The organism is Phaeodactylibacter sp. (assembly GCF_022763345.1).
Classification (GTDB): Bacteria; Bacteroidota; Bacteroidia; order Chitinophagales; family Saprospiraceae; genus Phaeodactylibacter.
Map to the genome: position 1 here is coordinate 92,080 of NZ_JALEGS010000014.1, position 15,208 is coordinate 107,287.

Consider the following 15,208-nt stretch of genomic DNA (forward strand, 5'->3'; position numbering starts at 1 on the left):
AAATGAGAATGCCCCCAATATCTACTGCTTCAGCAACATGCGCACCGCTGTACCACCATCCTTCTGTAGGAACCGCACCCAATATACCCCCACCGGCAGTTCTTCAATAGAAAACTGCTGCCTGCCCGCTGTTTGCAGCGGCACTTCTTCCAGCAGTTGACCGGTAGTACTCCAGAGCTGTATTCGGCCAGCAGCCTCTGTTTGCACCCAGCAGTACGTTTGGGCGGGATTTGGGAATAGCTTGAAGGGCGCTTCATCAGTTGCCTCAGCGCTCGACAAAGCCGGATCGAAGTACAAACCGACCAGGTCTACCCAAACCTTATTGGCAGCGGGTTCGGTAACATCTTGTACGAATTCCATATCGATTTTTTGAATCTCCCCCATATTTGGCAGGTTGTCCGCCCAGCTTGCCAGCGCAAAGTCTTCCACTGGAATATCAATCAGCGTCCAGTCTGTTTCGATGTCGATAAAAGTTTCACTGCCACCGTCCTGACCATTGACACCTTGCGTATCCTGCAAATTAATTTTCACATCTGTAGCCGGGCTTTCCGCCCGGGCAACAATGACAATGCGGTTGAAGCCGCTCAAGTCCACAGGCGGAAAAGCCCACATGTAGTAAACGGTGCGCGATGTGTTTAGGCCGGTATCAAAATCCAGCTCTACCGCTACGTTGCCATACTCGCCTACGCCTGACTGATCCACCGCTGTCATACTGCCTGCTGAGAAGCTGGCAACCTCACGAAAGCCGCCCACATTGGTGTATTCCCTCCCTTCCTCAATAATGCTGAAATCGGAATAAACGAAGTAGTCGGCAGGCTCCACTGCTTGCCCGGCCAGGTCAATCTCCACGCCCTGAATGTGCAAGGTTGCCTGTTTTGCACCGACTGTCTCCGGCGCGAAGGCGATGGAAATACTGGCCTCTTCAAGCGTCGTTAGCGTAACCTCCTGAGAGATATTTTCCAAGATAAAATCGTCGGCATCCGCTCCGTCGATGAAAATATCTTCTGGTTGAAAGGTCAGCTGGCCGCCCCCTGCGTTGCTGAAGGTCAGTGCAGTTGGCGCAGAAGCATCGCCGGTCTCCTGTTCACCAAAGTCGATGGCATCCATGCTCACTGTCAGCTCCGGATTTTCGGGTATGAAGCCCAGCATAATGTCATCAATATCCCATTGGGTAATATTATCGGTCTGCCCCTCAAAAATCCAGGCGAAGCGTAGATCATCCGCGCCCAACCCATGCTCCTCCTGAGTGAGGATGGCTGAAAACTCAGCGGCATCAATGAGAGGTGGATCCACCCATTCTGCGATGAGGTGCTGCTCGCTCCCGGTAATGGCTACTACCTTCAGGGTATAGATACCCGGCGAGCCAAAGTCACGAATGCGATACCTGAAGGAGAACAGAAGGCTGTCTGCATCCCCCGTCAGCACCTTGGGCGAATACAGCGGGAAGGTACCCTGGGTTTCCGGCTGCCACCAAAAAGTCATCTCCGGGGATTCACCGCCGGCATTATTTGCGTTAAAGGCACCCCAGTTCTCCACTTCTGCATCCCAGCCGATAGGCAGCCCACCGCCAGCCAGCCCGTCGAAAGGCTCGATCCATGGCAGCTCAGCTATGGTAGGGTCCACGCTCGTTCCCGTGAGGGGAATGCTCAGGTGCTGCACTTGTAATACGGCTTCTTGCAGCCCTTCCCCCATCGGTAATAAAGACACAGCAACAGAGACCTGATCTCCAGCGCCCAGCGCTACTTCTTCCGTCAGGTTTTCCAATACATACGCCTGCGCTGCCGGACCGGATATGGCAATATCCTGAGGACTTACCCGCAGGGTATCGCCCCCGATATTGCGAATGGTGAAGGAGATGGGCTCGGAAACCTCTTCCAGTACCACCGCACCAAAATCAGCAGAATCAGGGCTGACGCTCAGCGCCGGCAGTGCCCGCAAACCTATATCGTCGATATCCCACTGTGTAATGTCTGCGGTGTTGCCTTCGAAAACCCAGGCCAATTGCAGGGGCGCTGTTCCGATACCGTGCTGTGCCTTGTACAATGTAGTCTCGTACTCATTGGCAGCAATATCAGAGGGGTCCGTCCATTCTTGGATCAGGGACTCCTCACCTTCAGCGATGGCAAGTACCTTCAAAGAAAAGGGGCCAGGCTCGCCAGGGTCAACCACCCGGTGTTTGAAGGAGAAAGCCATACTGTCCAGGCCACTGGTAAAAATACCAGGCGTGGTCAGCCTCAGCTCGCCCGTAGTGATGGGTTCCCTCCAGAAGTTCATTTCCGGCGCACTGCCACCAGCCGAATTGGCATCGACAGCCCTCCAGTTCGGATGGGTCCGCGCCCACCCCTGAGGCAAACTGCCATCAGTCAGGTCGTCAAATCCCTCGAACCAGGGGAATGAAAGCACACGCGCATCGAAAGCCGTGCCGCTCACCGGTATTTTCAGGGTATCAACGACCAGAAAGATTTCCTTGAGCCCCACCGTCTCAGGCACAAAGCTTACTTGTACTGTGGCGCTTTGATTAGGTTGCAGGACCACTTCCGCATCCAGGTTTTCCAACACGAACTCATCAGCATGAGAAAGCACATCAAAAGATGCCCCGACAGCGAAGTGGTCTGAGCCGTAGATACCGGTAGGCGATGGCTGATCCAGCAAAACATCAGCTTGTAAAGGCCGGAGCTGCTCAGCGCTCTCCCTGCTGAAGAAGATGTAGTCGATACGCCGCTGTTGATGATCCAGGTTGAAATTAAGCGTACCATGCTCGGGTGCCAGATCGTTCTCGTGAAAGAGTGGATAAACGTCGATGAAGTCCTCATACACCAGCTCCATCTCTTCCCAGTCGGGATCGGCGTTGAAGTCACCGCAAAGAAAGGTTAGATCACCTGTCTGTGTTTGGTCGATAAAGCTCTTCAGGTCCTCGATTTGCTCGACCCGGATCTGCTGGCCTACTGCCGAGTTGTGCAGGTGCGTATTGTAAATATCGATCACATTGCCCCTGATCTCGATCTGCGCGTGGATGGCGGTGCGGAAATCACTAAGCGGCGACAGGTCCACCGCGTTACTTTCCTCAATGGGGTAGCGTGAGAGAATGGCATTGCCGAAGCGGGTCGGCGCGCCTTCCGGGTCACGCGAGGTAAATACGTAGAAATAGCCCAGCGAGTCCGCCATTGAGGCCGCCTGATTGGGCAGGTTGGGCCGTTGGATGACTTCCTGCAGGCAGATCACATCCGGATTGGCCTCTCGGATTTCGCCCAGCATGAAATTGAAGCGTGCCGGCCAGTTTTGAGAATCAAACCAGAGGTTGTAAGTCATGATAGAAAAGGGAGCCGACTGTGCGCCCTGAGCCTCCAGATAAATCTGGTCGGGATGAAGTGCCAGAGGAGCCGAACCCGTATTTTGAATGTCGAAAGCCTGTGGGGCAGAGCTCTGGAAAATCTGCTGATCGGGAAAGAAGTGGCTGGCCGGGCTCACTGCAAGCTCTGTCATCATGCCAGGTGCCGTGTGCAGAACGTCAGCGCGGTTCACCTCACGAGCATTTCGGTTGGCATTGACCAAGCTGAATGTGCCTTGGTTGGTTACAGCGATGCCTGTATAGCTGTCCAATGACGCGCCATCAGACAGGTCATTGAAAGCTTGAGGCGAGGGAACAGGTTGCGCTGCGGAATACCCGCAGGAGAAAAGCACCAACGAAAAGGCAAGGACTGTTTGCCGGATAAATGTATTGCTCCTTAGGTATTGGAAAAATATCAATAGCTTGATCATAGGTATCTGATTTATTGTTATGCCCTTTGCGGACCTGTGCCATTCCAACGTCAAACCCGGAAGCTTAGTCCTTCACCGCTTGCTGCCGCAGCACACCCTAACAATAAATATACTTTTATTCCTGCACAAATACATTTGGTGTTAATTAGAGGAAAAGTATGGTTTTGTTATCTTAGCAACAATAAAAGAATGCGTCAGTCTATTTTCTTCTCATACTTCTGCAAAGCCCAACGCAAAATGCCCTATACTCAAGTCTTCTTTGTAGTTCCTCAGACTCAGGTGTGACTGGAACTAAAATTAGACCATAATCCTGGCGCTTGAGCTTGTTTTGATGCCTGGCATCCAACTATCAAATATTCAGGGCAATCCACTAGCATTTTAGTTTCGTCACTTGGTGGACGAATTGTCATTGAAAATCGTTACACAAAGGAGGCTAATGAAAACATGGCTTCAACACAGAGACATGTAAAAAACACGATACTTGTAAAACCAGAATTTCTTTCAAATAAAGACAACTATGAAAAATTGGCATTTTTTGTTATTTGGTATTTTAGCCGTTTCTGCCCTTACTTTTGCGGGCTGTGATGACGATGGTGATGACACGATATCAACGGTAAACTTTACAGAAGATATTTACAATCTGACCACCAGTGACCTGAGCCCAATTGAGGTAGAACTGGCCATTTCTCCGGCAGCTACCACTGACTCAGAGATTGAAATTGAGATCACTGGCGCAGATGCAGGCGTAGCTTTCAGCACTGACCCTGCTATCTCAGGTACTACGGTTGTGATCCCCGTACAGTCCGGTGCCAGCACTGCCTCTTTCACCTTTACGCCCATCGAGGCGGGTATTGAAGGGCAGCTTACCGCCAACCTTATGCTGACCAGCACAGGACAGGGCCTTACGACCGGCCTCACCATAGAGTCTATCATTACGATTGTGGATGTAGGGGCTGACTTGCCGCTTATGGAAGATTTTGCAGGATGCGAGGAAGACCCACAGCAGCCCATACCTGACGGATGGACCGAGGCCGTAATCCAGCAGAACGGCGAGGGCTCAGCGACCTGGGTCTGTGGCGATGCCAACTTCCTTGGCTCAAATGCTGTGCAGGTCAATGCTTTCGTCCCCGGCTCAGCCGACAATATGAGTTCAGAAGTTTGGCTGGTAACGCCCCGCCTGAACCTGACCGAAGCAACTAATCCAGTACTTAGCTTTGATGTTGACCGGCGCTTTGACCCTACTGCTGATTTCCCTTATCCGGAAGGGGCTTACGACGTACTGATTTCTACTGACTATTCAGTTAGTGTGGAAAATGCCACCTGGCAGCGTTTTGAGGCTGGTCATACCGCTATGGTTGATAATGATCCTGGTGTAGATAACCTCGCCAATACCGGTGACCTGGACCTTTCTGCTTACAATGGCGAAGTGATTGCCATTGCATTTGTGTACCGGGCAGGTGCTCCTGCATCTTTTGACGCTACGATACTCAGAGTAGGCAACGTATCCGTTACGGATAACTAGTAATTGCTCTGTAAAGGATTTAAAAATGGCTACGCTCTTCGGTGACTTTCGCTTGAGGGCGTAGCTGTTTTTTTTATCGTTTCATTTGCACACAGTTCGATTCTGCTTGTTTTTTATCCCTTCCTGTCAGGTCAAAAAAGCTATTAAGAAATGTACCATACAATTGCCTCATATATCAACCGCCCATCAATGAGGAGCCTACTGCTTGCCGTACTGGTAGGGTTTGGCTTGCTGCAGTGCGCTTTTGAAAAAAAGGCGGTAGAAGTCACAGGTAAATCCACTACCCGGGATCAGGTTAAAGCGGCTTCTTTTAATATCCGGTTGGACCATGCTGGCGATGGAGCCAATAACTGGCACAAACGCAAGGCAGCAGTGGCGGCCTATATTGAGTCGGAAAACCTGCACATCGTCGGCATGCAAGAGGTGCTTGACAATCAGTTTCAGTACCTGAAAAATGAATTGGACCAATACAAAGTCATCGGCGTAGGCAGGGAGGATGGCATTAGTAAAGGAGAGTACGCTCCTATTTTCTACCGGGAGGACATGTTTACCGTTGTACACAGTGGCACCTTTTGGTTATCCGAAACGCCGGAGCAGCCCTCTGTAGGTTGGGACGCAGCCATGGAAAGGATATGTACCTACGCTATTTTGAAAGACAAGCGTAACGGCCGGGAAATACACTTCTACAATACCCACTTCGACCATGTTGGAAAAAACGCGCGCCAAAACAGTGCAGCCCTGATTATGGATTCCATCGCGGCGAAAAGCGAAGGGCAATGGGTCATCTTAAGTGGGGACTTCAATGTCGAACCCAGCACCGCAGCCTACAAAACGATCGTAGAAACCGATTTGCAAGACAGCTACGAACAAAGCAAGGTCCGGTTGGGGCCAACCGGCACCTTCAATGGCTTCAACCCGAATGTCAGCCATGATCGCCGCATTGATTATGTCTTCTTCAAAGGGTTCTCAGTGGAGCTTTATGAAACCAATAACCTTTCTTACAACAATAACTATTTGTCTGACCATTTTCCGGTTATTGCCCTGCTGGAGTATCAGCCGTTATAAATACTTGGTCCCTCTTGCTTTGCTCCTCACTTCAATAGCCTCAATGGCTTAAGAAATGTCTTTTTCCCATCTTGACATGAGCTCAAGAGCAACAATACTGCCAAATAAATGGAAATGCTTTTCATGCTGTGTTATGTTTATTTGCATTTTTATTTCCCCTCAAGGATAACTTCCCGGCTGCTATACCGACGATTAAGCGGTTGGCCTCGGCAAACCTGCTCAATGCCTGCCCGTGTCTCGTAGCCTGTAGGCTTCGGCCACCGGAGACCGTACTGAATATTAAGGCAGGCGGGTCGGCATATACGCTTTGAAGCCGTATGCACTGGAGTAGCATCCCACTTCGTAATGCGTACAACCACAATTTTCACCAAAAAAGGAATCCCAAAGGCATGGGCGCAGGGCACGGTTCAAACGCCAACAGTGTCAGAATTTCTAGAACAGCTCAGGTAAATTGTGTAATTTCATTCCGCAGGGCTTTTTCTGCAACGATTATAACAAAAAACGAAGAACTATGGGTTTAATCTACACCTTGATCATTGGGCTCATTGCCGGGGCGCTTGCCAAAATGATTACGCCGCAGAATGAGAAGGGCGGCTGGATCTCTTCTATCGTGATTGGAATCATCGGCTCCTTTGTTGGCCACTTTTTAGGGGGGCTTCTCGGTATTCAAAGCACCCATTTTATTGGCAGGATCCTGATTGCTACGGGCGGTGCTGTTCTCGTGCTGTTTATTTATCACCGTTACTTAGCAAAGGAGTTGAACCTGCCGGTCTGAAACAACGGTAGGTTTGACCCAAAAAATTGTCTGCGGACTACTACAGTCCTTGAACATATATTGCACATCATTCATGATACCAAGCGCTTTGAACAGCATTAAATTTAAGGTTGCCTTAAGCCTGATAAGCCTGGGGCTATCCTTGTTTTGGGCGGTCAGAGCGAGTGGGCAAACCTACCACTTCAAACAATACACAGCTAATGATGGGCTTCCCACCAATGCCGTATACGGGGGCATTCAGGACCGGGAGGGCTTCATCTGGTTCTACACCGAACACGGCATCAGTCGTTTCGACGGACAGGAATTCCGCAATTACACTGTGAAAGACGGGTTGCCCGTGAATGATGTCTGGCACCTCGCTGAGGACAGTCAGGGGCGTATATGGCTGAATACTTTTGGGACGAAACTTGTTGCCGTAGAGGGCGATAGCGTTAAAACCTACTATGAAAGTACAGACCCCCGCTTCCAACGTTTTGAACTTATCATAAATGAGCATAATCTGGCCATTTACGAAAGAGGTACCGAACAACTGCTCATTCCGGAAGGTCGGGGAGGCGTACAGCAGCTGCCAGTCCCTGAAATACTGGACAGTATTCCGGACTATCTGCTGTTGCCCTGTTCCCGGGACACTTTTTTGCAGTTTCATAAATCGTTATCTCAATTCACCTTGGTTGCCAATAATGGCTTTCGGGAGAGCTACCTCCTCGATAAGAAGGACGCTGCAACCTGGAGCCGATTGAACTATGACCACCAGCAGAGCCGTACCTGCTGGAAAAAACAACTCTTTGTCTGGCCTCATCGGGACAGCCTCCTGCACTATTTTTCCCTACAGACCGGAAAACTACAGCACTTCAGCCTCAAACAGGTTTTTGGCGAAACCCCTCATCTGTTAAGGTATCAGCAACTAAATGGGCAACTCCAGATTCAGACAAATTTGGGGCTCTTCATTCTGGATGACCAACTGAATGGTGTAGATACCCTAAGGTTCCAGCTAACTGCTGACAGTGATATACACCGGTCTTTCCGTGACCGGGAGGGCAACTACTGGATTTGCACAAAGGACCGTGGCGTATTCTTTCTCACTGCCCGTCAACGGAACGCCAAACTATTCACCATTGAAGGCGATTATAAAATTGGCATTACACACATCCGGAAATCTGGTGACGGCACCATCGTAGCCGGCACTCGGAAAGGGGCCTTACTGAGATTAAATCCAGAGGAGGAATTTCAACTGACCCTCCCTGAACTAAAAGGGCAACTGAATGACAGCCGGAATGTCAACGCTATTTGCTTTCGGGACGATCAGCATTTGTGGGTGGCACGCCCGGTCCTCCCGTTGGAATATGTTGAACTCAATGGTAAGCAAACCAACGCACAGCCCATTAATTACGAAAAACTCCCCCTCGAAGACCACGGTATCCCTCATTTTTTCGACACTCCTGCAAGAAAGCGCGCTCTGGGGCTGAGCATCAAAGACCTCGCCTGGCATGCCCCTTCCCAAAGGCTTTGTGTTGCCCGTGGCACCCACCCTTACATCCTTCATTTCGAGGAGAAAGACAAGCCCCAACGGCTGGAACTCCTAACCAGTAAACGCACTTATGCATGTGCCTTTTCACCAAACGGACAAATCTGGCTTGGCCACATTGACGGCCTGGCTACCTATACAGCGGAGAAAGGATATCAGTCCGTCATGACTCCCGAAATCGTAAAGGGGCTTTACATACAGGAACTCATCTATGACCCCAGCCATGAAACCCTATGGATAAGTTCTGATGGGGCTGGGATCATTGCGCTGTACAGAGACACCGCCTTCACCGTCAAAGGCACAGAGGGCCTAAGCATCAATGACCTTCATCTGGAAGATAAGACCCTCCTGGTCGCTACCAATCAAGGGGCTAAACTCATTAAGATTAATCCGGATGTCATCAGTTCACAGGTCGTAGAAACCTATGGCATCCGAGAGGGGCTTCCCTCCGTGGAAACCCAGGCCATCACCTCAGATAGCGGTGCAATCTATATAGGCAGTTCCATGGGGCTTGCGAAGATTTCAAAACAGGAAGCCTACTTCAATTACCGGCATCCACAGCTCTACTTCTCAGGTTTAGAGGTCGATGAAGTACCGCTCCCTCCGGATACCAGCTATACGATGCAGGGCGTGCCTTATCAGCTTTCGTTTTCCTTTGTAGGGTTGTCTTTTAAAAGCCTGGGGGACATCCGCTATTTTTATCAGCTGAAAGGCGTAGACGACCAAGTCATGCAAACCTCTGACCGGCAGGTTCGCTATACTAACCTTTCATCCGGCAAATATACCTTCACGGTGCTGGCAGAAGACAACAATCAACAGCGCAGTGAGATTAACACGGTTAACATTACAATCCACTCTAATTTTTGGCAACAGTTCATGCCGGTGATCATTACCATGATCGCCGTGACTTTTGTATTATGGGTATTTTACCGATGGCGGTTGCATCGCCACCGCCAGCAAGCCGAACAGGAAAACGCCATTAACCGTCAGTTTGCGGAGTTGGAATTACAAGCGCTACAGGCGCAAATGAATCCGCATTTCGTTTTCAACTCCTTAAGTGCCATACAATATTTCATTGCGGCCAATGAAAAGCAGCGGGCCGACAACTACCTGTCCAAATTTGCGATGCTCATGCGTCAGTTTTTGGAGTCTTCCAAAACCCGCTACCTCAACCTCCATCAGGAGTTGCACCTGATCCGGCTTTACATTGAACTCGAGCAAATGCGGTTCCCCAACCGGTTTGAGGCAGAAGTCACGGTAGCGCCGGATATCAATCCACATACGACCTTGATCCCCACTATGCTACTACAGCCTTTTGTAGAAAATGCAATCAACCACGGCTTGTTCCACAAAATGGCAAATGGTAAGTTGAGCCTTAACATTACAAAAAATGAGAACCAGATGTTAATTTGTACGTTGAAAGATAATGGGGTTGGGCGTGCAGCAGCAAAAGGCATCCAGCAAAAAGCAGGTAAAGCTTACCGCTCCCGCGCTATGCAAATTACCAGCGAGCGCCTGCACGCTCTTCGGGTCATAGAAGGTTATGATGTGAGAATAAAAGTAACCGATCTCGAAAACCAGGATGGTTCTGCAGCAGGAACTCTGGTTAGGATCACTGTACCTGAAATTGAGTAAGTACCCTATGATTGAAGCCATAATCATTGAAGATGAAGCCCACGCGAGGCTTACGCTAAAGAGTAAACTCGAGGAGTTCTGCCCAGAGATACAGCTGCTGGGCATGGCTGACAATCCCCAAGAAGGCCGGATGCTCATCCAAAATCTGAAACCAGAGCTGGTCTTTTTGGACGTGGCCATGCCCGGTGAAAGCGGCTTTGATATGCTCAGTCAACTCGACAACCTGGATTTCGAGATTATCTTTGTCACGGGCTTTGACAATTTCGCTATCGATGCGATTAACCTGTGCGCTATTGGGTACATTCTAAAGCCCATCCAAACCAGTGTTTTAGTCAAAACCGTTCACAACGCAGCCCAACGCATCCGCCAGAAGCGAGACAACCAAAGAAACCAGGAGCTCATCCGAAACCTCCAAAAACCTGGCAGTACTTCCAACCGGATTGGCATACCCACTGAAGAGGGGCTCGAATTCATCCCAACCTCGGATATCATCCGGTGCGAGGGGCAAAAAAAGCTAACCAAGCTATTTCTCACTCCCAGCCGGGCTATGGTCAGCTCCTATAATATTGGAGAATTCGTCCGCCTATTGGAGCCTTATGGCTTTTTCCAAACCCACCGGTCCCATCTTATCAACCTCAACCGTATTCTCCGCTACAACCGCGAAGGCCAAGTCACGATGGAGGACCAGTCTCAGGTCCCTGTTTCTAAGCGCAGAAGAGGTGAATTCCTGCAACAGCTCACCCGCTTGTAGGCATTATAGCCCTCTTATTCCGTTAAAGCGCCCGCTAGTCAGATGTGGGCTGCAAACCCGGTTTTTTACTGCTACCTTTGAAATATTAGCCTTGCAAGCAGGTACTCACCTTCTGCAAGCAACCACCTAAAAACCTTACCGCATTTCTCTTTTTCTTTTAGTCCCAGGACTAATCGGTTAGAGAAATTTTTTCACTCAGTTTGATATTGTCTGTACTATGCAGGCTAATACGCTCTCTTAGCATAGCCGGGAGAGCCATCTGCAAACGATGGCTCTTTTTTCTTATTCTGTACACACAAATCCAGTTTGAGGCGTTATGATAGGTAAATGCTCAATCATGAATGCTTCTCCGCTTTTTTTCCTGTTCAGCGTATTCACTCTACTGACAGCTGTGGCCTGTAATTGCCCGCCCGATGAAGAAATCGGGCAGCTCGGCCTGAGTGAAGCCGGGCGAAATTTCCTGCCCTATGATGGCACTGAAACGTTGCGCTTTGTGAATGCCAGTGGACAAGTCATGGCTTTTGCTGCGCCCCGGGGCGAGGAAGCCGGGAAGGATCAGCTCTGTGTGAATATCATTTGCACCGAGGCCCGCTTCAACAGCCCCTCCAGTTGCGAGTACTACCTAACAGAAAACCTACGTTATATTTTTGTCTCTGATGACAATGAGCGCCTGCTCGACCTTGCCGTATTCACCGGGCTTTACGAATGGGAAACGGAACATTTTTTTGATGCCCTTCAGGCTTCCTACTCCTCCGGAACGCCTTCCATTCAGGCCGGGCAGGTGATTGAACAGCGCTTCGATGGCACGCTCGTACCAGAAGAGACGAGTATTACCAACCTGATGCAGAAGCGGGAGTCAGTTGAGCTCAATGGCACAACCTATAATGGTGTGTGGAGCTTTGAACAGGACAATCTGGGCTTTTATCTACAACCGGGAAAGGGCGTGATTGCGATCAAAGAGAATAGCCAGGTTTGGGTTTTAGAGGAGTAATGCTTTTCTTGAGCAGACAAGCATCCATGATCAACAATGAAATATCCGCTTTTCTACCTCAGCCTACTGCTTTTCCCCATTTATTTGCACAGTGCGCAACTGCCTGCAGGATTCGTCGAACAACAAATAGCCATCGGGCTTGATCCCACCACACTTACCATCGCCCCAGACGGGCGGGTTTTCATTGCCGAAAAATCTGGCCGTATCCGTATTGTAGAGGATGACACGCTACTCCCGGCCCCCTTTTTGAGCATTGAAGTAGACAACTACAACGAACGCGGGCTAAGCGGGCTCGTACTCGACCCCGACTTTGAGGCCAACAACTATTTCTACGTCTTTTACACCGTGCCCGGCGGCAACTACAACCGGATTAGCCGCTTTACGGCAAACGGCAATCACACCCTGCCTAATAGCGAAACCATTCTCTTTGAACTGGCCCCCCTTAATGGTACCATACACAATGGTGGGGCGATGGTTTTTGGCAACGATGGCAAGCTCTACATCGCAGTAGGCGATGGCGCCAACCCACAAAGCGGGCAAGACCTGAATACCACCCTGGGGAAAATCCTGCGCATCAACCCGGATGGGAGTATACCCGAAGACAACCCATTTTACAATGAGCTCAGCGGACAGCAGCGGGCTATCTATGCCTACGGCTTCCGCAATCCATTTACCATGGCAATAGACCCTATGACGGGCACTATTATCACCAACGATGTGGGCAGCAATAACTTTGAAGAAGTGAACGCCGTGATTGCCGGCGGCAATTACGGATGGGCGCAGGAGGAAGGCCCGGGCACCGCTCCTTTCCCCGACAACTACGTCGCTCCGCTCCATGCCTATGATCACGGAGTCGGCTGCGCAGTTATAGGCTCTGCTTTTTACCGACCAGCACTGCAACACTTCCCACCTGAGTATACCGGGCGGTACTTCTTTGCCGACTATTGCGAAGGTATCATTTGGACCATGGACCCGGCAACTGGCAATGTATCCCCGCCATTCGCTACCGGCATTGAACGCCCCATCGCCCTGCACACCGCACCCGATGGCAGCCTGTACTACATTGAGCGGCGAGGACTTGGCGGCGGTTCAGAAATTGACAACACCAGCACTGCTAATGGCGTGCTTTGGAAAGTGTCCTATACTGGCAGCGGAGCTCCCTTCGTAGCGGTGCAGCCCCAGCCGGTACTGCGGGTAGTGGGGGAAACGGCACATTTTTCCTGCACAGCTTCCGGTGCCCCTACCCTCTCCTATCAGTGGCAACGCGACGATATTGATATCCCGGGAGCAACAGACTCCATCCTGACTTTGCCCGCCGTCACCCTAGCGGATGATGGCAGCGCATACCGATGCCGCATTAGCAATGATGAGGGCGAAGTATGGACGAGCGAAGCACTGCTTTCGGTAACAGCCAATAACCGCCCGATACCTGAAATCACACTGCCTGCTACCGGGCAGACCTACCGGGCCGGCGATGTGCTGGCTTTTGAGGGCACAGCATCGGACCCGGAGGAAGGCGAATTGCCATCCGCCCAACTTACCTGGCGCATAGACTTCCACCACGATGACCATACCCACCCGGGCTTGTCTCCGCAAACAGGAGCAGGAGGCAGCTTCAACATTCCTGTTATCGGTGAGACTTCTCCCAACGTCTGGTACCGCATCCACCTGACCGCTACCGATGCGGAGGGGCTGTCTCAATCCATCTATCAGGACGTCTTACCCGAAAAACGCAATCTGGAATTACTGACCGACCCACCTGGCCTACAACTCCGCCTTGACGGCCGCGCTCTGACCACACCTCAGACCGAGGAAGGTGTTGTTGGTGTCTTAAGGTCACTGCAAGCTCCCGGTAGTCAGGTGATTGATAATGTGCTGTACACTTTCAACGGATGGGCTAATGCTGGTGCAGACCCGTTGCTGTCCTTTGCGATGCCTGAAGCCGACCAAACGTTCCTGGCTTACTACGAGGAAGCGCCCCTGGGCACCGGGACGGGACTCACCGGAGCCTACTACAGCAGCCCGGTGCCTGACTTTAGCGGCAACCCGGCATTTTGGCGAATTGATACGACCATTCAGTTTGACTGGGGCGATGGCTCTGCAGCACCTGCCCTGCTCGGTACTGATTTCTACAGTATTCAATGGACGGGCAGTATCGAAGTGCCTTTTTCTGAAACTTATACCTTTTATACCCATTCGGATGATGGAGCCAGACTTTGGGTGAATGACGAGCTGATCATCGACCAATGGGTACCACAGCCACCTACCGAGGTGAGCGGCGAGATTTTCCTGCAGGCGGGGCAGCGCTATGCCATCCGGCTCGAATACTTTGAAGAAGGCGGTGGTGCAGTTTGTGAGCTTCGCTGGAGTAGTTTGAGAACGCCCAAGGCTATCGTCCCGAAGTCACAGCTCTACCCCAACCTCCCTTCCTCTGGTACTGAAGCTAAGGCCGCTGAGCACTTTCAAATACTGCCTCAGCCCGCCAGCGAGTCAGCAACGCTCTGGATTAAAACCCAGGACGACCAACGCTTTCATGCCCGTCTGTACCATATCAATGGGCAGGAAGTATGGCGGGGGATCTTTCAGCATTTGCCTCCAGTCAGCCGGCACAATATTCCGGTATCAGCATTGCCTCCCGGCTTGTACATTTTGCAACTGCAATCCCGGACAGGCCAACAGAGCCTTAGGTTATTGGTTGACTAGCGAACATAGCTGACAGCACACCCGTTGCAGAACAAAAAGTATTCATGAGAAGAACAGCAACCTCCGTTTGGAACGGAACCGGCACCAAGGGCAGTGGTCATTTATCTACGCAAAGTGGCGTATTTGACCAGCAGCCTTATTCTTTCAAAACCCGCTTCGAGAATGAAGACGGCAAAAAAGGGACCAACCCCGAGGAGCTCATCGCCGCAGCCCACGCCGGATGTTTCAATATGGCACTGGGCGTGCAGCTGGAACAAGCTGGCTTTGAGCCGGAAGAACTAAATACACAGGCCGCTGTCCAACTGGAAAAGCAAGGGGAAGGGTTCGCCATCACCAAAATCCACCTCACGCTGAAAGGGAAAGTCCCTAAGATTTCCTCTGAGCAATTTCAGGAGCTGGCGAATGGCGCAAAGGCCAATTGCCCTATTTCTCAAGTCCTCAATGCAGACATTTCGCTGGAGGCAGAACTCATCAGCTAAATC

General features: G+C 50.9%; 9 protein-coding genes. 8 read left to right on the forward strand and 1 reads right to left on the reverse strand.

The genetic code is table 11. The features are described 5' to 3' along the window. Positions 1–21: 21 nt before the first annotated feature. Positions 22–3,759, reverse strand: coding sequence for a choice-of-anchor D domain-containing protein (locus MRY86_RS03525; RefSeq protein WP_293563604.1), 3,738 nt, complete (start codon positions 3,757–3,759; stop codon positions 22–24). Positions 3,760–4,276: 517 nt separating this feature from the next. On the opposite strand from MRY86_RS03525, the gene MRY86_RS03530 reads away from it, so the two are divergent. The 8 genes from MRY86_RS03530 to MRY86_RS03565 all read left to right on the forward strand — a co-directional run bounded on the left by MRY86_RS03530 (position 4,277) and on the right by MRY86_RS03565 (position 15,205). Next, the gene (locus MRY86_RS03530; RefSeq protein ID WP_293563603.1) at positions 4,277–5,281 is read left to right on the forward strand and encodes a choice-of-anchor J domain-containing protein; all 1,005 of its coding nucleotides are present in this window, start codon (positions 4,277–4,279) and stop codon (positions 5,279–5,281) included. A gap of 189 nt (positions 5,282–5,470) precedes the next feature. Further along, positions 5,471–6,346, forward strand: coding sequence for an endonuclease/exonuclease/phosphatase family protein (locus MRY86_RS03535; RefSeq protein WP_293563602.1), 876 nt, complete (start codon positions 5,471–5,473; stop codon positions 6,344–6,346). 511 nt (positions 6,347–6,857) lie between these two features. Then, the gene (locus MRY86_RS03540) at positions 6,858–7,121 is read left to right on the forward strand and encodes a GlsB/YeaQ/YmgE family stress response membrane protein (RefSeq protein ID WP_293563601.1); all 264 of its coding nucleotides are present in this window, start codon (positions 6,858–6,860) and stop codon (positions 7,119–7,121) included. A gap of 88 nt (positions 7,122–7,209) precedes the next feature. Next, positions 7,210–10,281: a histidine kinase gene (locus tag MRY86_RS03545; protein ID WP_293563600.1), complete on the forward strand. Its 3,072-nt coding sequence runs from the start codon at positions 7,210–7,212 to the stop codon at positions 10,279–10,281. A 7-nt stretch (positions 10,282–10,288) separates the two neighbouring features. After that, entirely contained in the window at positions 10,289–11,032 is a 744-nt protein-coding gene (locus MRY86_RS03550; RefSeq protein WP_293563599.1) for a LytTR family DNA-binding domain-containing protein, read from the forward strand. 337 nt (positions 11,033–11,369) lie between these two features. Continuing rightward, a complete protein-coding gene (locus tag MRY86_RS03555; protein WP_293563598.1) occupies positions 11,370–12,023 on the forward strand; it encodes a hypothetical protein in 654 nt (217 codons plus the stop codon). Positions 12,024–12,059: 36 nt separating this feature from the next. Then, on the forward strand, positions 12,060–14,726 hold the full coding sequence (locus MRY86_RS03560) for a PQQ-dependent sugar dehydrogenase (RefSeq protein WP_293563597.1): 2,667 nt from the start codon (positions 12,060–12,062) through the stop codon (positions 14,724–14,726). A gap of 44 nt (positions 14,727–14,770) precedes the next feature. Continuing rightward, entirely contained in the window at positions 14,771–15,205 is a 435-nt protein-coding gene (locus MRY86_RS03565) for an OsmC family protein (protein ID WP_293563596.1), read from the forward strand. The last annotated feature ends 3 nt before the right edge of the window (positions 15,206–15,208 follow it).

Bases quoted from the DNA above. Each gene is read 5' to 3' on its own strand.
- MRY86_RS03560 (WP_293563597.1), top strand. From the start codon at position 12,060: ATGAAATATCCGCTTTTCTACCTCAGCCTACTGCTTTTCCCCATTTAT.
- MRY86_RS03555 (WP_293563598.1), top strand. From the start codon at position 11,370: ATGAATGCTTCTCCGCTTTTTTTCCTGTTCAGCGTATTCACTCTACTG.
- MRY86_RS03530 (WP_293563603.1), top strand. From the start codon at position 4,277: ATGAAAAATTGGCATTTTTTGTTATTTGGTATTTTAGCCGTTTCTGCC.
- MRY86_RS03525 (WP_293563604.1), bottom strand. From the start codon at position 3,759: ATGATCAAGCTATTGATATTTTTCCAATACCTAAGGAGCAATACATTT.
- MRY86_RS03550 (WP_293563599.1), top strand. From the start codon at position 10,289: ATGATTGAAGCCATAATCATTGAAGATGAAGCCCACGCGAGGCTTACG.
- MRY86_RS03540 (WP_293563601.1), top strand. From the start codon at position 6,858: ATGGGTTTAATCTACACCTTGATCATTGGGCTCATTGCCGGGGCGCTT.
- MRY86_RS03535 (WP_293563602.1), top strand. From the start codon at position 5,471: ATGAGGAGCCTACTGCTTGCCGTACTGGTAGGGTTTGGCTTGCTGCAG.
- MRY86_RS03565 (WP_293563596.1), top strand. From the start codon at position 14,771: ATGAGAAGAACAGCAACCTCCGTTTGGAACGGAACCGGCACCAAGGGC.